This is a genomic window from uncultured Campylobacter sp. (genome assembly GCF_937981295.1).
GTDB lineage: Bacteria > Campylobacterota > Campylobacteria > Campylobacterales > Campylobacteraceae > Campylobacter_B.
Genome location: NZ_CALJPC010000106.1, coordinates 1 through 18862, shown reverse-complemented (window position 1 = coordinate 18862; position 18862 = coordinate 1). Strand labels below are relative to the sequence as shown.

35 protein-coding genes are annotated in these 18862 nt (G+C 45.7%); 5 read left to right on the top strand and 30 right to left on the bottom strand.

The features are described from left to right. Positions 1-93: 93 nt before the first annotated feature. From Q0135_RS11350 to Q0135_RS11270, 17 genes are read right to left on the bottom strand one after another with little or no spacing between them, the layout of a single operon-like run. Positions 94-630, bottom strand: coding sequence for a hypothetical protein (locus tag Q0135_RS11350; protein WP_297960963.1), 537 nt, complete (start codon positions 628-630; stop codon positions 94-96). Then, a complete protein-coding gene (locus Q0135_RS11345; RefSeq protein WP_297960966.1) occupies positions 630-797 on the bottom strand; it encodes a hypothetical protein in 168 nt (55 codons plus the stop codon). Before Q0135_RS11345 ends, Q0135_RS11350 begins: the two co-directional genes overlap by 1 nt. A 9-nt stretch (positions 798-806) precedes the next feature. After that, complete coding sequence (locus tag Q0135_RS11340; RefSeq protein WP_297960969.1) at positions 807-1292, bottom strand: hypothetical protein; 486 nt, start codon at positions 1290-1292, stop codon at positions 807-809. 9 nt (positions 1293-1301) lie between these two features. Continuing rightward, positions 1302-2540, bottom strand: coding sequence for a phage tail protein (locus Q0135_RS11335; protein WP_297990523.1), 1239 nt, complete (start codon positions 2538-2540; stop codon positions 1302-1304). Continuing rightward, on the bottom strand, positions 2533-3087 hold the full coding sequence (locus Q0135_RS11330) for a phage tail protein (RefSeq protein ID WP_297990521.1): 555 nt from the start codon (positions 3085-3087) through the stop codon (positions 2533-2535). The genes Q0135_RS11335 and Q0135_RS11330 overlap by 8 nt, the downstream gene beginning before the upstream one ends. Next, the gene (locus Q0135_RS11325; protein WP_297965055.1) at positions 3084-4169 is read right to left on the bottom strand and encodes a baseplate J/gp47 family protein; all 1086 of its coding nucleotides are present in this window, start codon (positions 4167-4169) and stop codon (positions 3084-3086) included. Before Q0135_RS11325 ends, Q0135_RS11330 begins: the two co-directional genes overlap by 4 nt. Beyond that, positions 4166-4450, bottom strand: coding sequence for a GPW/gp25 family protein (locus Q0135_RS11320; RefSeq protein ID WP_297990519.1), 285 nt, complete (start codon positions 4448-4450; stop codon positions 4166-4168). The genes Q0135_RS11325 and Q0135_RS11320 overlap by 4 nt, the downstream gene beginning before the upstream one ends. Before the next feature lies 1 nt (position 4451). Further along, positions 4452-5057: a phage baseplate assembly protein V gene (locus Q0135_RS11315; RefSeq protein WP_297990517.1), complete on the bottom strand. Its 606-nt coding sequence runs from the start codon at positions 5055-5057 to the stop codon at positions 4452-4454. After that, positions 5047-5340 carry a hypothetical protein gene (locus Q0135_RS11310; protein ID WP_297965061.1) on the bottom strand — a complete coding sequence of 98 codons (294 nt, stop codon included), beginning with the start codon at positions 5338-5340 and terminating at the stop codon, positions 5047-5049. The genes Q0135_RS11315 and Q0135_RS11310 overlap by 11 nt, the downstream gene beginning before the upstream one ends. 3 nt (positions 5341-5343) lie before the next feature. Continuing rightward, a complete protein-coding gene (locus Q0135_RS11305; protein WP_297916175.1) occupies positions 5344-5526 on the bottom strand; it encodes a hypothetical protein in 183 nt (60 codons plus the stop codon). Beyond that, positions 5526-5747, bottom strand: coding sequence for a hypothetical protein (locus Q0135_RS11300; protein ID WP_297990515.1), 222 nt, complete (start codon positions 5745-5747; stop codon positions 5526-5528). The genes Q0135_RS11305 and Q0135_RS11300 overlap by 1 nt, the downstream gene beginning before the upstream one ends. Further along, positions 5713-6024: a hypothetical protein gene (locus Q0135_RS11295; RefSeq protein ID WP_297990513.1), complete on the bottom strand. Its 312-nt coding sequence runs from the start codon at positions 6022-6024 to the stop codon at positions 5713-5715. The genes Q0135_RS11300 and Q0135_RS11295 overlap by 35 nt, the downstream gene beginning before the upstream one ends. Then, positions 6002-6445 carry a glycoside hydrolase family protein gene (locus Q0135_RS11290; protein WP_297990511.1) on the bottom strand — a complete coding sequence of 148 codons (444 nt, stop codon included), beginning with the start codon at positions 6443-6445 and terminating at the stop codon, positions 6002-6004. The genes Q0135_RS11295 and Q0135_RS11290 overlap by 23 nt, the downstream gene beginning before the upstream one ends. A 33-nt stretch (positions 6446-6478) precedes the next feature. After that, on the bottom strand, positions 6479-6799 hold the full coding sequence (locus Q0135_RS11285) for a hypothetical protein (protein ID WP_297990510.1): 321 nt from the start codon (positions 6797-6799) through the stop codon (positions 6479-6481). A gap of 9 nt (positions 6800-6808) precedes the next feature. Further along, on the bottom strand, positions 6809-7432 hold the full coding sequence (locus Q0135_RS11280) for a phage capsid protein (protein WP_297990508.1): 624 nt from the start codon (positions 7430-7432) through the stop codon (positions 6809-6811). Next, a complete protein-coding gene (locus Q0135_RS11275) occupies positions 7401-7703 on the bottom strand; it encodes a hypothetical protein (RefSeq protein WP_297990506.1) in 303 nt (100 codons plus the stop codon). Before Q0135_RS11275 ends, Q0135_RS11280 begins: the two co-directional genes overlap by 32 nt. Continuing rightward, on the bottom strand, positions 7700-8491 hold the full coding sequence (locus Q0135_RS11270) for an XkdF-like putative serine protease domain-containing protein (RefSeq protein WP_297990504.1): 792 nt from the start codon (positions 8489-8491) through the stop codon (positions 7700-7702). The genes Q0135_RS11275 and Q0135_RS11270 overlap by 4 nt, the downstream gene beginning before the upstream one ends. 178 nt (positions 8492-8669) lie before the next feature. Between Q0135_RS11270 and Q0135_RS11265 the strand changes: the two genes are divergently transcribed. The 5 genes from Q0135_RS11265 to Q0135_RS11245 all read left to right on the top strand — a co-directional run bounded on the left by Q0135_RS11265 (position 8670) and on the right by Q0135_RS11245 (position 12548). Continuing rightward, positions 8670-9686 carry a phage portal protein gene (locus Q0135_RS11265; RefSeq protein WP_297990502.1) on the top strand — a complete coding sequence of 339 codons (1017 nt, stop codon included), beginning with the start codon at positions 8670-8672 and terminating at the stop codon, positions 9684-9686. Positions 9687-9812: 126 nt separating this feature from the next. After that, positions 9813-10139 carry a hypothetical protein gene (locus tag Q0135_RS11260; RefSeq protein WP_005872494.1) on the top strand — a complete coding sequence of 109 codons (327 nt, stop codon included), beginning with the start codon at positions 9813-9815 and terminating at the stop codon, positions 10137-10139. A gap of 9 nt (positions 10140-10148) precedes the next feature. Then, positions 10149-10463, top strand: coding sequence for a hypothetical protein (locus Q0135_RS11255; protein WP_297901804.1), 315 nt, complete (start codon positions 10149-10151; stop codon positions 10461-10463). After that, a complete protein-coding gene (locus Q0135_RS11250) occupies positions 10463-12019 on the top strand; it encodes a terminase family protein (RefSeq protein ID WP_297990500.1) in 1557 nt (518 codons plus the stop codon). Before Q0135_RS11255 ends, Q0135_RS11250 begins: the two co-directional genes overlap by 1 nt. Before the next feature lie 46 nt (positions 12020-12065). Further along, complete coding sequence (locus tag Q0135_RS11245) at positions 12066-12548, top strand: hypothetical protein (RefSeq protein WP_297964109.1); 483 nt, start codon at positions 12066-12068, stop codon at positions 12546-12548. 171 nt (positions 12549-12719) lie between these two features. Here Q0135_RS11245 and Q0135_RS11240 read toward each other — a convergent pair whose 3' ends face one another. From Q0135_RS11240 to nrdD, 13 genes are all read right to left on the bottom strand, one after another. Then, positions 12720-12893 carry a hypothetical protein gene (locus Q0135_RS11240; RefSeq protein ID WP_297964107.1) on the bottom strand — a complete coding sequence of 58 codons (174 nt, stop codon included), beginning with the start codon at positions 12891-12893 and terminating at the stop codon, positions 12720-12722. Next, positions 12886-13431, bottom strand: coding sequence for a hypothetical protein (locus Q0135_RS11235; RefSeq protein WP_297964105.1), 546 nt, complete (start codon positions 13429-13431; stop codon positions 12886-12888). The genes Q0135_RS11240 and Q0135_RS11235 overlap by 8 nt, the downstream gene beginning before the upstream one ends. Positions 13432-13518: 87 nt before the next feature. Beyond that, positions 13519-13947, bottom strand: a complete 429-nt coding sequence (locus tag Q0135_RS11230) for an HK97 gp10 family phage protein (RefSeq protein WP_297964103.1) — start codon at positions 13945-13947, stop codon at positions 13519-13521. Beyond that, entirely contained in the window at positions 13948-14388 is a 441-nt protein-coding gene (locus Q0135_RS11225; RefSeq protein ID WP_297964101.1) for a hypothetical protein, read from the bottom strand. It lies immediately after the preceding gene. Next, complete coding sequence (locus tag Q0135_RS11220; protein WP_297990498.1) at positions 14381-14701, bottom strand: hypothetical protein; 321 nt, start codon at positions 14699-14701, stop codon at positions 14381-14383. Before Q0135_RS11220 ends, Q0135_RS11225 begins: the two co-directional genes overlap by 8 nt. Then, positions 14698-15927: a hypothetical protein gene (locus Q0135_RS11215; RefSeq protein WP_297964097.1), complete on the bottom strand. Its 1230-nt coding sequence runs from the start codon at positions 15925-15927 to the stop codon at positions 14698-14700. Before Q0135_RS11215 ends, Q0135_RS11220 begins: the two co-directional genes overlap by 4 nt. Before the next feature lie 45 nt (positions 15928-15972). Further along, positions 15973-16158 (bottom strand): hypothetical protein, encoded by a 186-nt coding sequence (locus Q0135_RS11210; protein ID WP_297964095.1) that lies wholly within the window; start codon positions 16156-16158, stop codon positions 15973-15975. Then, the gene (locus Q0135_RS11205) at positions 16158-16556 is read right to left on the bottom strand and encodes a phage protein GemA/Gp16 family protein (protein WP_297964093.1); all 399 of its coding nucleotides are present in this window, start codon (positions 16554-16556) and stop codon (positions 16158-16160) included. Before Q0135_RS11205 ends, Q0135_RS11210 begins: the two co-directional genes overlap by 1 nt. A 77-nt stretch (positions 16557-16633) precedes the next feature. After that, the gene (locus Q0135_RS11200) at positions 16634-17119 is read right to left on the bottom strand and encodes a host-nuclease inhibitor Gam family protein (RefSeq protein ID WP_297964091.1); all 486 of its coding nucleotides are present in this window, start codon (positions 17117-17119) and stop codon (positions 16634-16636) included. A 117-nt stretch (positions 17120-17236) separates the two neighbouring features. Next, a complete protein-coding gene (locus tag Q0135_RS11195; protein WP_297964089.1) occupies positions 17237-17590 on the bottom strand; it encodes a hypothetical protein in 354 nt (117 codons plus the stop codon). Between the two features lie 179 nt (positions 17591-17769). Then, entirely contained in the window at positions 17770-18078 is a 309-nt protein-coding gene (locus Q0135_RS11190; protein ID WP_297964087.1) for a hypothetical protein, read from the bottom strand. After that, a complete protein-coding gene (locus Q0135_RS11185) occupies positions 18075-18347 on the bottom strand; it encodes a sigma factor-like helix-turn-helix DNA-binding protein (protein ID WP_297990496.1) in 273 nt (90 codons plus the stop codon). The genes Q0135_RS11190 and Q0135_RS11185 overlap by 4 nt, the downstream gene beginning before the upstream one ends. Beyond that, the gene (gene nrdD, locus Q0135_RS11180; RefSeq protein ID WP_297964083.1) at positions 18313-18477 is read right to left on the bottom strand and encodes an anaerobic ribonucleoside-triphosphate reductase; all 165 of its coding nucleotides are present in this window, start codon (positions 18475-18477) and stop codon (positions 18313-18315) included. Before nrdD ends, Q0135_RS11185 begins: the two co-directional genes overlap by 35 nt. Positions 18478-18862: the final 385 nt, after the last annotated feature.

Sequence of the window (18862 nt, the reverse complement as noted above, 5' to 3'; positions counted from 1 at the left end):
CCCTTTCCGCCCCAAATAAATGCCGATCCTCTTTCTTTTTTATTTCTAAAACTCTGAGAGCCCCCTTATGAGTGTGCGCGAAAGCGCACAAAATTAGCGCCCCCATAAAAATAAAACCAAAAACGCCGCATCCTGCATAGCCCCATAAAATACCTCTTGCCTACCCCACGCATCGCTTGCCTCAAAAGCTCGAAATCGCAACGTCCATTTTGTGCGATACCCCAGCTCACAAGCAAGAGGAAAACCTACCGCAAGAGCTACGGCAAAAAGTGGGGCGGTATAGACGCCCGCAAAGAGCAGCGGCACGAATACCAGTAGCCACCAAATCAGACCGCGGATCGCGAGACAGAGCCTACAATACGCTAGCCAATGCGCCCGCGGATCGAAAAGCTTAGCAGCGATGCGCTCAATAAATTTCACTTCATGCTCGCTTGTGTAGCTGCCGTGGGTTACGAGCGCGCCGACCCATACGCCCCAGCCTTTGGCCTCGCCCAGCAAATACCCGAGCCCGCAGATGATCGCGAGGTAGAAATTCCCCAAAAACGCAAATACCAGCAGGGCTACTACCAAAGCGTTAAGCTTGGCGAAGTATGAATACTGCCCGCGTAGTCTATTCAGTATCCAAAACATCATCGCTCCTTCGGGCGGCTCTTCACAAGGGGTGCGAACACCCTAAGGATATTCATCACATTGGAGTGGCCCCATTGATCGCACTTGCGCGCCCTTAGAAAAATCACGATAGGACAAGCCAAAATCCCTAAAATAAAGCTCGTCAAAAATAGTATAAAATATCCCATTTGTTCCTCCTATACTTCTATTGTGTCTGCAAATTTGATAGCTTCAAGCGCCTTTGCGGTTTTTGCCTTCTCGATTGCGGTTTCATAGCCCCATTTCAGCACGTGCAGCTTCTGCCCGGCAATCTGAATGGCGCGTTTAATCTTTTTGAGGTCTTCCTGTCCTCCGATCTTTTTCATCGAATTGTCATACATGCGAAATGCGCGAATTTCGAGGCTATCGAAGGTATCGATCATGCTTCCGATATTCAGCAGGTATTTATAGCCGCCGTTGACGGCGCCAAAGTCTTTGATCTCAACCTTGCAGCTCTCGCCCATTGCGTTCACCCACGAAGCAAGCTCTGCGGTCTTTGCGGCTTTGAGCTCCTCAAGGCTCGGCTCAAGCATACTTTTTGCCTGCGCTTCTGTTATTTTCGTTAGCCCCTCTTTAATCTGATCCTCGCTCACGTCGTCATCGTAAGCGTAGATTTGGTTTTGTGAATTTTTGTAGTATTTCATTTTTTATCCTTACCTTAATTCCCACCAGTAAAAAGAGCCACCCCTGGTGAGAGAATACTCTACGTCGTTGGGAACTATTCCGTAATATGTTTGTTTTGATGTTCTGCCTTGATCGCCTCCCCCAAAAGAAATAGATACGTCGCCTATTTTGATAGTATAGTCAGTCCAAACTAGACACATAATCGTCAAATATATCGGTCTGCCCGTCTTATTCGTGTAGGTCGCGCCGATCTGCCTTTGTGTTGTTACGTCTTGTAGGGTCTGACTTATTCCCAGCATTTGGCTCAATATCTGCGCTTTTGCTGCGTCTATGTATTCTTTCGCGGCATTTTCGGATACGGCGGTATCGCTCAGATTCCCCGTGATGGAATTTTTGAGCTTTACAATGCCAGCCTTTGTTTCGGTAGCATACGGGGATTTGTCTATGTTTGTGGCCTCAAAGACGTTTTTTGCTTTGATGAGTATGATTACGCTCATATTGTATGGACGATTTTCATTCGCGGTAGGCACTACGTTAGACGCCTTGAATTCTACGACTCTGCCGTTTGGTCCTCCGCCAAGACCTCCTTTAGGGTCCCCGTCTCTAATCCTCCTGAATGCTCCAGTACCGGTTACTCGATCATTAGTGTTGATCAGCTCTCCCACAATGTCTCTTATGGCATCATCTTGTGATACACCGAGGCTTGCAGCATTGCCACCAGTGGAACGGATAAATTTGCCGTCGTTGAATTTTGGTAGATTGAAGTGCTCGCCGCTTCCGCCATAGGTATAGCCGATAACGTCGAATAGCTCAATATATTCGGATTTCTGAAGTCTTCTGCCGTCTGCGGGAAGAAATCCTGCCGGGGTAGTCCTATCGCTAGACCAAAGCAGATATGAGCCTATCTTTAGCCCGTCGCTAGCTTCGGTTTTGAGGGCATACTTATCGGCGGTAAGCCCACCGAGTTTTGTGCTATCTGCTGCGGTTTCAGTTTTGTCGAGCTTTTCTGCGATAGTCGTACCCACAGAGGTAAACTTTTTATCCACCTCGGTTTTTGAGTAGCTATCCTCAACGTCTCGCTTCTTCGCAAGGGCGGTATCTATGCTATTTTTATCGTTCTCGATCTGCTCTCTTAGATATCCCGTGCGATTAGCCAGCTGCTTGGCTTGCTTATTACTGATGCCGTCTATTCCGCCCACTACGGGATCGGTCACTTCGAGTTGATATATCCCTTCTTCCCAGGTTTTTTCTTCTTTGATATTAGCCATTGTATGCTCCATAGTTGAATTGATCATTATATTTTATCTGCCCATCGTACTTGATCTGATTTGTTGAATGCTCAATCAGAGCTAGCACACACCTTGCGGGCGCCGCCGCTTTTGCCGCGGTCGCTATCGCCGCCGCCTTGCTCTTTGAAAGAGGAATGCTGCTTATGATGCTGTATTCGGCCCAGTGCGAATTTGAGCCGTAAAATCTGCTTCTATCGTATTTGATAGAGCCGTCATATTTCTGTCCTAAATTTCCCTCTACTATGATCGCTCCGCTATCGATCGCATTCACTGCCTTTTTGACTGCGTAGAAGGTGCCCGAATAGTAGTGGATTTTAAAGGCCTCCTTGATAAGCAGCCTTGCGCCGGTTTCATTTAGGCCTTCTATATTCACATCCAGGCTATCTGCCAAAATCGCAAGAAGCGAAGCGGGGCAACTATCCGCCAGGATATTTATCACGCCTATATCAAGCCCTGCAAGGCTGAAGCCAAAAAGATCGTCGAGCTTCTTGTCAAATTTAGGCTTTCCGATCGGTAGGATACTCATAGATTAGCCTTTGCAAAGCTGAGCTCAAAACTCATCACGATATACTCGTACTTATCCGCTTTTATATCGGCAGTGGGCGAGCTCAAACCTACCCGATATACGCCGTTTTGATGAAGGGTGCTATAGATGCGGCTTAGGTTCAAATCCTCGCCTAAAGGCAGGCTTTTTTGCACCGCATCGATAGCGTTTTGGATCTCCGCCTGCAAAAAAAGATCCGTTAATTCCAGCTGTGCTTTTATATTTACCGCCTTTTTGGTGGCATTTGCAACGATGACGGTATCGGTTAGCGGGCGCACTTTTTCGTCGTTTAGCGCAGTACGCACCGACTCAAGCACCGCTTCGCTTTCGTCGCTGCTTTTGACATACACTTTTACGATGCCGGGCCCGCCGTTAAGCGCTATGGCTTCTATCACCTTTGCGTTGGCTGTAAGGGCGTGATAGACGTATGCGCCCGCCGCCCCTGCGGTGCTAAATCGCTCTAGACTTAGCACGGCGCGCTCGCGTAGCCGCTCGTCGTCCTCTACTTCAGCGCCGCCGCCGAAGCTTCCTTCTTGTTTTGCTTGTAATACGAAAGGCAGCGGGGTTTGGATGAGCTCACATTTGGCCGCACTCTCTTTTACGAATGCATCTAATATGCTGATGCCGGTTATACTCGTTTGTCCCGCCTTGATTTGCAAACTCTCTTTGAGTTTCGCAGTTTGTCCGTCCTGCGATGCGAGCACCAATCCCGCAGGGATCAGCACATCGTAACTAAGTGCGGCAGAGAGGCCAAATTTTACGCTCGCCGCCGGTCTTTCGCCCCTTAGCCGTTCTATGCCGTACATCGCAACGATATTATCCAGATCAGCCCCCTGCGCAAAAGGTAGCAGCATAGATTTTACGGCGCTATTGATACGGGCGCGCAAAAGAAGTTCGCGATATGCGAGCGTCTCAAGCAAGGCTGAAAAGCGATCGCTCTCAAGAAGCGAAATTTCATCGTCGTTTAAAGAGCCTTTAAAGAGGCTTTTAATATTCTTTAAAATTTCATCATAGCTCAGCTGCTCGATGACGTTCGGATAAGGCAAATTTTTAAGAAAACTCATAGCTCCACTCCGATCTCTTTGCCGTTTGTTAGCACAATTTTAAAGCTGAGCTTGTGATCTTTGAAGCTCACGAGCTTCACTTCGTCGATCTGCACCCGTTTTTCCCATCTTTGCACCGCTTCAATGACGAAATAGCTCAAATCGGCGCGAAACTCATCATTGACCCGTCTATCGATGAGCTCGAAGAGACGGCTGCCATATTCGGGCAGCATCACGCGCGAGCCGATAGGGGTGCTGAGGATATCTCTGATACTGTCTTCTACGCTTACTAGGTATTTCATCTTAATCCCTCGCTACTCCGCCGTTGGTATGGCTCGAAAGCGAGCCTCTGCCATCGCTGATGTCGCCGCTTGCCTTGAGCGAGCCTGTGATATCGAGATCTCCATTGATCGCAAAGCTTCCGCTTCCTCCGCCGCTTCCCGCGGTCGAGATTGAGCCTTGAATGATCGTATTTCCCAAAAGCTTGATATTTCCGCTTTGCACGGTCGTATCGTCCGCTTTCACATTCACCGACTTTGCGGTCAAGCTTGCGTTCTCGCAGGTGATATTGATCTGCTTTGGCGCCGAAATTTCAAGGCTGGAGCTAGCCGTATCATACGAAAAGCTTACCCCGTCCTCAAAGCTTGCGTGGATCTTCGTATCGGTTGGGCTCGCTTTGTGAGCGGTCTGATAGATACCGCGCAGGATTACGCCTGCATTGAGCTCGCCTCGTACCGGCAGCACAAGCACCTGCTCGCCCACGCGGATCGGCGCAAAGCTTACGGCAAAGGAATTGGCAAAAGGCTGGAATACGGGCAAAAAGTCGGTAACCATATCGCCGATCGCAACCCGTGCGCGATTCCCGCTTACTTCGCTTATGATGCCGATCTCATTTAGATTATTGCTCATATTGTTCGTCCTTGTTTCTATCGTTTAGATCAAATTTATTTCTTATAAATCCGACCGCTAAATCTAAAATCCCGCTGCCTTTAAAAGCGCCGATCCCGCAGATCGCAAGGCTAAGGCGCATATCTTTGCAGAAAAAGAAAGATATTTCATAAACGATGTATGCGCTAAAACAGCCGTCCAATACTCGTTTGATAAAATTACCCGCGCCACGCTCGCCATACTTCAAAAAGGCCGTTACGCTGCCCGCAACGCCTGCAGCTAATATATAGAGCAGATACTCCATGGCTCATACTTTAAAGGTTTTATATAGCGACGTAGGCGAAAAAAGAGCGCCGGTAATACCTATACAAAGCGACCAAAGAAGGAGTACTAAATTTTCGCTTCGTATAAAGTTGTCAAAGACTACGTAAAGCTCAAGATTAAATACCACCAAGACAAAAGCTCTAAGTAGATAAATCAAAGTTTTCATTACTCGCTCCTCGTGCAGTCTTTGGCTATCTCTTCGCATTTGAGAAAATACCTCACAAGCTCTTTATGCGCTTCAAAGCTGCCGTTTGCCGCAGGTTTAAGCGGCATTTTCAGATTGCAGCGCACAGGCACATAGACTTGCTTTATCTGCGGCTCCTTTACGCTGCAACCAAATAGGCAAAGCACGCTAAAAAGCGCTATCAAGAAGTTTTTTATATGCATTTAATTGTGCCTCACAACTTTTATCTTTGACATAAATTTTAGAAATGCTTTGGATCTTATCCTCGTTGCGGCGGCTTGCGTTCACCTCAAGGGATTTGATCGCGGCGTTTTGCAGGCTTAGATTTAGCTCGCATTGCTGTAACTGCACCTTTAGCCCTGCATTTTCAGCGCTTAGCTGCGAAATATCGCTTTTTAAGCTTAAAATTTCGGCTCCGCACAATACCGCTATTACCGCAAAAGTCGCCAGTATAAATTTAATGTTTAGCAAGAAGCCCATTTAATACCTTTCTCGCTCTGTTTGGAGTTTGCTGCGCCCAAAGGCTGCGAAGCCCGTTTGCGATAGCCTTTTCATATTCACCCATGCGAATATGATGAAGCGTCGTAACGAATTTTTGCACCTTTGCAATACCCATCTGATAACACATCTCTATCACTACGTCCTGCACGTTTTGCGGTTTGTCTTTAAGCCAGGCAAAGGCTTCAAATACTGCAGGGCGAAGTTTGCGCAGTTTCAATTCTAAAATTTGATCCGCCGCCGCGCGGCTCATCGGCTCTACCTTCCCGCCGTTTAAGGCGAGCTCGTCTTTGCTCAGAGCTGAGAGCAAAAAGCCGTAGCCGATCGTCGCAAAGCCGCGGCTATCTTCATATACTCGCTCGCAAAAGTCTTCGTTTTCCTTGATGTTTGCGATTAGGCTCATTTTCCACTCCTCTAACTTTTGCGGCAATAAATCTCATTTTTTACCTTTGTTCTTTTTGGCGGCAGCCTCATCCGGCGCAGTCTTTTCCGCCTGCCCCGCCTGCGATTCAGACTCGGCAGGCTGCTGCTCTGTGGCTTCAGACGAGGCCGTATCAATATCTGGTTGCAGCTCTTGCGCCGCTCCTTCCGCCTGAGGCTCGTCCGTTTGGGTTTTGTTCAGCTCCAAAGACTCTGCCTGCTCTATTGCGCCCGCGCGTAGGTACTCTGCGGCAACCTCTCCCTCTAGCTCCACATATTCACCCTCACGGATGAAATTTCCGCCCGCGCAGATGTTTTTTAGTGCAAGATATTTCATATCGCATCCTTATGCGGCGGTCGCTAAGCTGACCCACCTTTTGATTACGATCTCATAATCGGTATAAAGATCAAAGACATATTTTAATGCTCGCTCTTCCGCGTCATACCAGCGGTTACGGCGCACATCAAGCCCCATTCCTAGCACGAGATTTTTAAGCGGAGTAGCCATATATACGCCCTTAGGCATTAACGGAGTGATCTCCAAAGGTACGCCTAAAATTTTATCTGCGCCTCCTTGGATCAAGTGAAGCGGAGAATTGAGCGCGCTTAGCTCTTTGTTGTAAGCCTGTGCGTCGGCGGGGTTGATCAGCACCACGCTTTCGCCCAAGATATCGGAATTGATGGAGCCTACGAGCGCACTTAGTCTATCCGATACCTTATCCGAGCTTGCATAGGTTAGCTTCGTCGTATCGCTCGCGTCTTTGGCGACTTGGATCCAGCCTTTATGCAACTTCTTGAAAGTGCCGTCGTAGGTGTCGCTCTCGCCTATGAAACCAAGCAGGGCAAGATCGTTGCCGAAAGCTTTTGTAAAAGCGTTTAGAGTCTCGGTCTCGAAATTTGGATTATCGGCATTGTCCTCCAGCGCGTCTTGCAAAATCCTAGCAAATAGCTGCACGCCTTTTAGCGTCAAGTTTTGTACCTACCTTGCCTAGTGCCGCTCGTTGTGCCTCGGTAGGCTTTTCGCCGCTTGCTACGCGCACCAATATGCCTTTGGCTACATCCCATGCGTCGAGCTCCTTGGTGAGCCTGCCCATCTTTTCGGTATGGATTTTGCTTAAAAAGCCGTTCTTGTTTTTGATCGCATCTACGAAGTTATGTGCCTGTGCCGGCGTTAGCGATCCGCTTAACGTAACGCTTTGCGCATTTATTGAACCTTTTAAAATTTCACTTAGATTATTCATAGTATCCCCTCGCTACCTAAAGTTTTTTGTTTTGAGACGCTCTCGTCTTGAGCGGACTTATTGATCTGCTCCTGCAAAGCTCCAAGCTTCGCTCCTAAATCCTCTAGCGATTTTTCCAAGTTCGCCATCTTTTCGTCGCTCTCCGCCGTTTTGACCTTGATTAGCTCGGTAACTTCCTCTTTGTTCATTTCCTCTCCTTTTTCGGTTTTATTAGAAACCACCCCTTGTGGGGTCGCTTCGCTCTCATCTTTCTTACTAAAAAACTCTCTCAGGCCCTGCCTGACCGCCTCTAACATACCGCCTTCCTTGCCTGTGCCGTTACCCGATTTGATGACCCCCGAGCCGTACATCGATAAACCCGAAAGCTCACCGCTTTTTACGCGAGCGCGCAGATCCTCGTCCTCGAGCTTAATGCCTACGGCCCAAGCGCCCGTTTCACTGAAAAACGCATCCTTGTCTTTGACTATCCAGCTCTCGCAGATATAAGCAGGCGCAGGGCGCAAGTCGTGATTTACGTCGACGCAATAACTAAGATCGGCTCTTTTCATAAAGTCGTATGCCGCCTTTTTGATCTCGGCGGCATTTGCAAACTCGCCTTGGCTATCCACCTCGTCGGGAGCATATACTATGCCGTATACGATCCCCTCTTCACCCGCTGCATCCTTACTGAAACTTACCCGCAAAAGCTCCTCGAAATTCTTATCTTTATAGATGACGGTTTTATTATTCGCTCCCGCATTTACGAGCGAGATCAGATGAATTTGTAGATCCGTGATCTCTCTTGCCACCTTTGTGCCTCCTTTTTATTTAATTTCTTGCAACGGGTTATTGTCCGAAGCTCAAAAAGTTGCGTTATTTTTACAAAAATATGAAAAAATTAAAACCCATATAAGCGCTATACGCGCTATTTAGCTTAACTTTTATAAAATTTTTCTATACAATGTCGCTAAAAATTTAAGGTGTAATATGGATAGGATTTTTAAAGCTGCCGCAGAAGCCAGCGCGCAAATAAAAGATGAAACTGTAGGCGCGGACGGTATTATAGAGCCGTTTTGCGCTCCGGAACACTTGCTTGGATTATTTTATGCCAATACCTATCACCGTAGAGCGATCCAACTAAAGGCCTCTTTGCTTTCAAACGTGCAAGACGGCGGGGCATTAGAGGGTATGGTCGGCACGCCTAAGGATTTTTTATATGCCTTCATATTAAATTTGGAGATCTTCGGCAATGCTTATTTAGAAATCGCCGGGCGAAATCTTTATATCTTGCCCTCCGTAGAAGCGCGAGTGGACAAAAACAAAGAGGTTTTTCAGGTAAAAAACGGGCGTAAGATCGCGCTAAATGCGAGGCAGTTAGCATATTATTCGCCGATGAGCAGATACTACGGCGAGCCTGATTATTTAGGCGCGCTTTTAGCCATAATGACTAATCAAAAAGCCGATAGCTTCAATAACGCCTTTTTTGAAAACTCAGCTAGAGCTGATACGGCGATCATATTTGAAAACTCCGAACCCGATGAAGCGCAGCTTAATGCCTTTAGAGATTTTTTTGGAGTAAATTTTAAAGGCCATCAGAAGGCCCATAAAACTTTGGTGCTTACGGCAAACGGCGAAAACGCTAAGGTGCGCATAGAAGATCTCAGCAAAGTAGAAGATATAAGTTTTGAAAAACTTAAAAATTTAAATCGAGACGAGATTATTGCCGCTCATGGCGTACCGCCTCGGATGATGGGCATAATAAACGCTTCTCAACTCGGCGGTGGGGGCGAGGTCGCCCAGCAGCTACATAGCTTTAATGAGCTTACTATTATACCTAAGCAGAAACAGATAGAGTGGTTTTTCGATTCTTTGGGTTTTAAGATCAAACTAAATCCGATCGATGTTAGCAGCTTTAAGGATGACGGCGAGTTGATGAGTTCTTTGGTTGCTAGCGGTATTTTATCGCTCGCCGAGGCCCGTGGAATTTTAGGATACGACAAATAAAAGCGTCTAAGCCACTTAAGGCTTGAGGCGATAAAACATACGGGCAAAAGTTTTGCGGCAAAATTGAAGGCGTTTTGAAGCTTTTTGAAGGGGGTTTTAAATTATGAGTGCAGAGGATAAAAAAACATGGATGAAATTTTAAACGAAATTCGCAGATACAATAAGCTTAAAATGATAAGCGACGAAGAGATTATCCCATATATCGAGATGGCAGAATATGAGATAAAAAAATATGATATTAGCGGGCTAAACCTGATTAAGGCCAAAGCCTATATGAGCCTTGCTCTTTTGGGGCAAAAGCTTTGGCTAAAGATCCAACAACGTGCGAACGAATACGACGAAAGCCTGGAGACCTTCAAGGACGTAAAGCAATGGGAGGAGTACTGGATGGATAAATTTTATAAGCTAACGACTAAAAAGAATACTAACGGCTACTTTTATGCCGCGGTTTAAGGAGTAAAAATGGATCTAAGTGAAAAAATCACTACCGAAAAAGCGCTTATTGCGCTTTGCGAGGAGCTTATCTTAAAACATGAGGACGATTATAAGGTTTTTGTATCCGAAAGATCGGCACTAAATCTCACGCAATACCGCGCCAATCTTAGCGTAATAGTACCTATCGCAAGCGGAGAGGCGGTGCTAAAAGAGCTGATGCGGCTGACCCCTCTATTAAGCTTTACGGGCTCTAGCGTAGATGCTACGGATGAGCGCGGCGTGGATATACTAAATTTCACCTTTACCCTAGATTTTTTGGCTACGGCTAGCCTGGATGAGTGATGTATAGCAAAAAGACTAAAGAGCTTATCCTAAATCTTTTGCACTCAGGTTATGCCGCCTCCGAGTTAGCTAAATCTTACGGAGTGAATGCCGCTACGATCGCGCGCTGGCGTAAGAAAGGCGCGGAAGAGGGCGGCGCGATGACGATACGCAATCTAAAAGCTCAAATAGCTGCACTTAGCAAGGGCAAAAGCAGCGACTCCAAGGCAAAGCAGATCGCTATGCTTACAGCTTCGCTTTCTAGGCTGCAGGGCGCCAAAGTAAAAGAGCAAAAGGTAAAAAACAAGAAAAAACCCATCGCGCTAATGAACGGAGCATATGAAAGCCTAAAAGAGATAGCGCTTAAAAGCGGCGAGCTATTCGATTATCAAAAAGATTTTTTAAACGACGCTTCGCAATTTCGCATCGTATTAAAATCCCGTCAGATAGGTTTTTCTTATGTTTCAAGCCTCGATGCTCTCCTCGGCGCCGTAGCAGGGCGTAATCAACTGTTTTTAAGCGCCAGCGAAGAGCAGGCTAGAATTTTAATGAATTATTCGCAAATGTGGGCAAAAAAGCTAGGCGTATCTTTTGCCAAGGATAGCGAATATGAAAAAAGCCTTGATAATGGCGCCACTATCCGCGTCATGGCACATAATTTCCGCACGGTGCAAGGCTTTACCGGCGATATTTGGATGGATGAGTTTGCCTGGTATCCTAATCAAAAGCGTATCTGGCACGCTTTCGTGCCCTCTATCGGCGCCGTAGCGGGTAGGCTTACCATCCTCTCCACACCTTTTGAGGAGAATAGTTTTTTTGCCGAGCTGTTTGGCGACGAGCTTAAATTTTATATGTTTAGCCGCCACCGCGTAGATATTTACCGGGCTATGGCGGGGGGATTGAAATTTGATCTTGAGACGATGAGGGCATTATTTGATGCCGATACCTGGGCGAGCGCCTATGAATGTCAATTCGTAGATGATGAAAGCGCGCTTTTAGGTATCGAGCTTATCAAATCTTGCGTGAGCGATTTTACCCCTACATTGCCGCCGAAAAATATACCCGTGTTTTCAGGTTATGACGTAGGACGCACCAAGGACAGAAGCGTGCATATGGGGGTTTATGACGCCGGGGAGGGCATCAAAAGGCTCTGTCTTTACGATGTGATAGCAAAAGCAAGCTTTGAGGCGCAAGAAAAACTTTTAACGGATTTTTTGAAACTAAATTTACTGGCTTGCCTTAAGATCGATAAAACCGGCATCGGTATGCCGGTAGCAGAGCGGCTTAAATCGCGCTTTACCTCTCGCGTGAGCGGAGTATATTTTACCGCTAGCGTCAAGGAGGCTTTAGCTCTGAATTTAAAGAAGCACTTTGAGGATAAAAGTATATCTATCCCGAACGATCCCTTGCTTATCGCAGACCTACACGCTATAAAGCGTAAAGCGGGGCAAAAGAGCTTTTTATACGATAGCGATCGAAACGAGCACGGCCATGCCGATAGGTTTTGGGCGTTGGCTTTAGCGCTTAGCTACTTTGAAAAGGTACGCGAGAGGAGGAATAAAGCGTATATAATTTGAAATTTCGGTATAATTATATTTTTATTGCCCTATAATTGGAGATACCATGAGAAAATTTTTTGTCTTTTTATTTATAGTTATGTTTGTATTCAGCGGATGCGAAAGTAGGGATGAAAATGTCAAAGCAGATATAGGAAAATACGAAGATCTTCTTACTAATATGTATATTTTTTATTATAAAAGATATACCCCCGTAATGTGCGCCCACACGCAATATAAAGGATATTTGTTTATCAAATGCTTCGCAACGCTCGGAGATCATACTCAGGGCGGAGTCTATGTTGTAGATGATACCAAAACAAATAAATTCGGAGATTTCGATATTTACGCGATAAACGGCAAAGCTATAACGCATCGTAGAGCCATATTCAAACAAGCCGGCAAAGAGTTTGAGGATTTAAAAATACTGCCTGCTCCATCGCCAAAATGGATAGATCTAAACGAAATACATACCCTTATAGACAACCATCAAAATTTTAAAGGCGAATATACCAAACAAAGTCTTTTTATTGGAAATCTCGCAGAATAACTTATACTTTTAAGGCTTTAAGGTTTACCATTATATTCTATACTTCTTCTTGTATATTTTTTGCGGCGTTGCGGTAGCTCTTCGAATTTAAGACTTTAAAGCAAAAGAAATTCTTACACTATAAAGCAACAATTTGGCGGAACCGAGCGATCCCGCCAAAATAAAGCTGTTTTAGGCCACTATATTTTTGGCTTTCTCCAATACAATATAAAAATCCGTAGTATCGGGATTAGCATTTACAAAATCAAGCGTCTTAATAGACCACTTTTGCAAATGTTTAGCCAGCGCTTTTTCTATAGCTTTATCAAAAGCTACGATAACCTTTTGTTCTTGTTCTTTAGTCATCTCTTCTCCTTTCGCCCGGATTACTCTTTTTTCGCAAAACAAGCCATTTGGCTTGGAACAATATAACTACGTTGATTTTCGATAAAGTTTCTTTCAAATTAACATCTGAAGCTATATCACTGAACAACTCTTTAGTTATATCGTTTCTAGCATAAATTTTTATTTCATTGACATCGCTATTTTTGTCTAATAATAATTTTAGAGCCTCCACAAATACGTTTCGCAAAACTCTTTTTATTTCCGTTTCATTGCCGCCGCTCAAAGTACACTTGGGCGTAATTGTCATATCAAATATTTTAAGCCATCCAATATCAGTATTGGGCAGGGCATGTATAACATCAAGCAGCGCAATAAACTCACCGTTATCATTTTTTAGGGTATAAGCTAAAAATTCCTTTTGCTTTATATCCCTTATTAACCTCTCAACTTTGTTGTTGACATCTTGCGCAAAAACAGCTCCTTCGTCGCCCTTGTTTTCACAAATAACAGACCATTCATCGCGCAGTTCAACCAACTCTTTCTCGGTGGCTAAATCCATATTTATGCTGTTCTCCTTTTGAGGGCTTATAATATATACAAATAATGCTTATAGAAAAATTAAAGACTATGTATATTCTGATTTATTTTAATGTTTCACTAAATCAGTCTTTATATCGTTAACAAGGTTATCTCCTATATCTCCTGCAAGCGCTGCGGTAGCCCTCCGCAATCCTCTTATTTTATAGCCCTCCCAGGCCTTTAAAAGATAGGGATTTGGCTTTTGTCCTTTGATCGATTTTCTGTATCCATACGGCGTCTTTAGCGCGCGAGCTTTTTTAGGCGTTATCTTGCGTTTTTTAGCGCCGTAAAGCCCCGTGCCGCCGTGTACGAACTTAGCATATTTCACCCCTGCAGTATTGCCTATCGTTACGCTTCTTGCATCCACTCTTACGACCATGATATCTCGCTTTAGCCTGCCCGTTTTAATAGGCGCGGTATGCTCTTTAGCTACGTTTACGGTCTCTGCACCCACGCGATAGAGAAATTTTTCTAAAATTTTATTTAAATTTTTCATTCATCCGCCTATCTTGTTTTTCACCCATGCCCCAGCATAAACGATAAGCGCACTCATAGCCTTTTTTAATCCGTCCTCAAAACCCGCCTTAGCAAATTCGCTTAGGCTCTCGCCTATACTTTTTCTATCGCTATCTATGCTAGGAGGCACAGCTTTTAAAAGCCTTAGCCCCTTAAAACTTAAGCCGCATTCGTAATATATCCCTAATCCGCCTTTTTTGGCGACGATTATTTCATTTTCTAAAAGCCACGATACGCTGGCGGCAAAAAATTCCAACTCCGCCATATCAACTGCTTCACTTTTGCCTCCGTTTAAAAACTCCCGCATAGCGTCTTTTACCCCAAAATCCTCGGGAAGCAAAGAGGTTTTTACCGGAAAAGTTTCATAAAGCTTAGCTAAAATTTTACCCGTTAAAATGTCAAATTTGTCTATATTATTCATCCCTGTGCTCCTTGACGTATTGAAGCGCATCCACGAGCGAGCCTTTAAAACTCTCTTTAAATTTATTATGAATGAGTACCCTGAAGTTGCACACTTCCCTCATCATCTCATCATTTTGCGCCGTTTTTACCACTTCGTCCGAGATAGAAGATATATCGAAAAAGCCCATAATCAGGCCCTCTTTAACGCAAAGCGCGGCAAAGGGATATCTATCCGCAAGCTTTTTATCGTAATCCTCTCCCGCCCAGAGCTTATAGCCCTTTTCGTATACGCCCCATTCGGGCTCATCGATGTAAAGAATAAAATCTCTCATTTTTGCCACCACCTTTTAACGATCTCTTGCTTCGATGTTAGGCTTTTTTCCTTAAAATACGCGAGTGCGCCTTTAGCGGGTTTAAAAGCCGTCACTATTCTATCGCCGTCAAATACCATAAAATAGCCGTTGCTGCTTATAGCGTTGCTGAATTTTTCCTCGCCCTTTTGAGGGGCTATGGCGGTTATCGAATTGAGCGCTTTTATTATATCGCTTTTTAACTTGTCGTTTTGTTTTAATCTCTCTTTTAACCCGTGCCCGCCGTTCGCCGCCTTAGAGTCTAGGATACGCTCAACTCCGGTTTTATCAATATGGCGGATAAGTTCGTCCTCCCATAGCGGCTGCGTGTTTCGCATCATCACTCCGCCTTCCTCCTCTTCATCGATCCACACGGGCACCGCCTCGGTACGGCAACGAAAATGATATGGAGGCAGACCGAAGTTTTTAGGTAGGCTCTTGCCTAAAAAGGCCTGATCTCGCCACGCGGCGGCGGCTTTTTTATCGGCCAAGCTATGGGCGTTTAAAATTTTATCCGCCTGCGCGTTTAGATGCTCGGCAGGTATTATGCGCCCGTGCATGCTGCGGCAAATTTTTGTAGTACGATCGTCCAAGATCGCAAGTACCTTGTAAAATTGCACGCCGTATTTGCTTCCTTGCGTCACGGCAGCTACGTTTTGTGCCTGAAGTGCGATATGATCGGCTACTCCTTTAAAATAGCTCTCATCTGCGTTTATAATGGAGCCGAACTCCTCTTTCAGTGCGGAGCCTACCTCCTCGTTTGCAATCTCTGCTTTAAAAACCCGCTCGATAATATCTTTTAGCCTATTCTGCAGCCTTTCGTTGTATTCTTTGCCCATCCAATAAAATCCCTTGCGCATAGCCTCGATCGCTTCGGCATCGACGGTGTCAAAGCTAAATTTAACGGCTTCTTTAATGTGCCCCGCAGCCGCTACGGCAAGCTTTTTGCTCACCTTTTGCGCAAGGATGATATATATGCTTTCTAAATCTTGTGGGCTAACCTCGATATTTGCACTTGCAGCTTTATCTAAGAGTAGCTTTTTTAACGTAGGCGCGTCCGTTTCTTGCGTGCTAAGAGCTACGATTTCATCTAAGATCTGCTCCAGCCTCTGTCTTTGCGTCTGTGAGTAGTTTTGCAACAAGGCTTCTACCTCGCCCTTTGCTTTTAAAATTTTAAATCTTATTAAGGATCTAGCTAAATTTCTCATTTTTTACCTTTTAAATTCACCAAATTTAGGCGGATTTTAAACCTTTTATGCCTTTTTATCTATCTCGTCAATATACTCTACGTAACCCGCCAGATCTTTATCTTTAAGCGGTTTTTCTTCAGTAATCCAGGTATAGCCGCATTTTTCGCAGCGGCGCATACGGATATTTTTTAGCCCCTTTATGGTTTTTAGCACGGCGGTTTTTTCGTGTGCGCACTTCGGGCAAAACACTATCTAGCCTCCCTCATTTTCCTAAGAGCGGCAATAACCCAGGATGCTTGCTTTTTACTTAGCTTTGACACATCGGTGCAAGGCTGCTTAATGATGCGCCCTACAAAGGCTAGCAGTGCAGTTTCGCTTACGTTTACCGCTACTCTTTGCCATATGTTTCTTATAGCAAACACTTGTGGGGCGATCGCTGCGTCCTCAAATCTGCAAGGAGCGGCCTTGCCGTCCATTACCGCTAGCACATTTGCGAGCTCTTTTACGTTTAGCTCGGCGCAGCTGCCCACACCCCAGCTTTGCAAAAATACATCCCACGCCCCTTCTTGCACAGCGTGCTTATGAAACGGGTGCAGATGGATCATTGCTAGAAGTTTTTTGCGGTAAATCTCTTGGGATTTGGTCATCGCTTGTCCTTAAAATTTAAACCTTTTAAAATACGCTTAATGCCGAATTAAACGTATTTTAAAGGGCTTAAAGCCCTTTAATCGTTTTGCAAACTCTCAATTTTCGGCACTATGCGAAAACTATCTTTTACGGTTCTTGTTAGCCCCAGCTTTACGAGATCTTCATCTTTTAGCTCGGCTAGCGCATCTTTATTAGGTTTTTCCTCGTATATAATGCATTCTTTGGCCAATCCGTAGCTTTTGATCGCTTTTAGCAGGCTTTCTACCTTTACTTTGATGCGAGGAAGGCTTACGCTCTTAGTGAGACGGTAGCCGATCTCGCCGAAGGTAAATTCTTTCGAGCGTTTTTCGGCGAATTCGTGCTTATTCTCTTCACAAAAAAACGTAATTTGCTGCTCGATATAGTTTTTCTCACTCTCTAGCCGCTCAACTTCGGCCTTTCTGCTTTCTTTGATGCGGTTGCACTCAAGCGTTACTTCGCCGTTGATTTTCTCTATGCCTACGCTTAGCTCGCATACCCTTTTTAGCGCGATGTCGATATCGCTGAAACTTTTGATTTCCATGGTATTCCTCCTAAAATTTTAAATCTTTTGGCTAGTCCATATTTTATTACGTAGCCGTATCGTAGGCAGATCGGAAGCGTGTTTTTACTCTTCTTTACGATCCGCACCATGCTCTCCTCACTCATCGAAAAGACTAAATTTCAACTCATTTACGCCGAGCTGCCTTGCAAGCTCTCGCTCGTATGCCATGCCCTTGCTATTTTCGCTGCCTTCGCAGGCAAAAAAGTAGTAGTAGCTGCATACCGAGAGGAGCTCCTCGCAGTTTTTCATTATACGATCTCGCTCCAGCTCGCTATACACCCCCATCCATGCAAGCACGGGCGATATAGGCTCGTAGCCGTTGGCGCGCACGATGGCGCAGGCTTGCTCGGCAAGCTTGCGGGCGTAGTAGTCGCGATCTCGATCATGCTTGCATTTGATACTTGCATACGGCGAGCTTACAAATACCAGCCTTGCCGTTCGTTTGTCCATATTTTCTCCTTTCTTTTAAATTTGATTTCGCAGAGGAGCAAAGCCCCTCTTTGCGAGCGGGAGCTACGCTCCCTGCACCCACCTAAAGTTTCAGAAATTTTGCTTCGCAAAATTTTAGATTTTTCAGCGGTTCAGCTTTAGCGCTTATATAGGCTCTTGTAAAAAGAGCCCGATAAACGTTACGCTCCTTGTAAATACTTTAAAATTTTCCCGATATACGGGCTTTCTGCCATCGTCTCATCGGCACAGATATGAAGCCTGCCGAAACAGGCGATTTCCGCGCAAGGTTTTTTGGAGCCATAGAAAAAGCTCACGTAAAATGCCCAGCCCTTTACGAGCTGCTCGCCCTTTACCTCGTCGCGACGCACCGAGCGCAAACCTACGCTTACTGCGGAGGGTACTGCGGCGCTCATCTTTGTGTGCAGCTCTCGAAGAGCTGCGGCGCTGTAATCCTGCGCGCTTAAATTGATTAGATCCTTTAGCTTCAACTTTTTGTCCCCTTTAACGTCCAACCGCTGCCGAGCCTTTGAGCTCTGCATTTTTCGATCTCGGCGAGGGTTTCAAATATCGCTATCCACGCCTTGCGATTTTTGGGATGGCGCAGCTTTGCAAGGGCGGCTCGCTCGATCATCGCTACCCGTTGGACGCTGATGCCGAATATCGCCGCAAGCTCTTTATAGCTGGCGTCGGCATCATCTTTTAGGGCACTTGCGCTTTCGCGCTTACTTAGTGCTAGCGACATCTTTCTTCTCTTCAAAGAGTACGCGCTGCTTATGCTCGCCCACTTTACCAATATTGAAGCTCTCTACCGGGCGCAAGTAGCCCATCACGCGGGTGTATACTATGCACTTGGTGCGTTTGGCTTGTAGCTCTTTTGGAAATTTCATATCCGCTCCTTAAATTTTGACTTTATAAGACGCTCGCACGGGGCGCTTTATAAAGTTAAATTACCGCCTAACTCCGCGCGCAGCGCATTAACGCGAGCCTACGGCTCGCCCCTTGAGCGTGCCGGGGCTAATTGGGGGTTTGGGGGATAAGAAGGGGGGCGCCTCGCAAGTAGCTCCCTTCGGCTCCCCCGAGAACCGCGCACGGGAAAAATTTAACTCCAAATAGTGCCGAATCCGCGGCGGAAGTGCGGGATCGGTACCACTATGCTCTCGCGCTTCCTCATCTTTGCAATCCAGCCCCGCGGGGTGCGAAATAGAATGAATGAGTGGGCGATTATGATCTCATCTTTGCAAGCTTTTAGATCGCTCATTTTCATATTTGTAT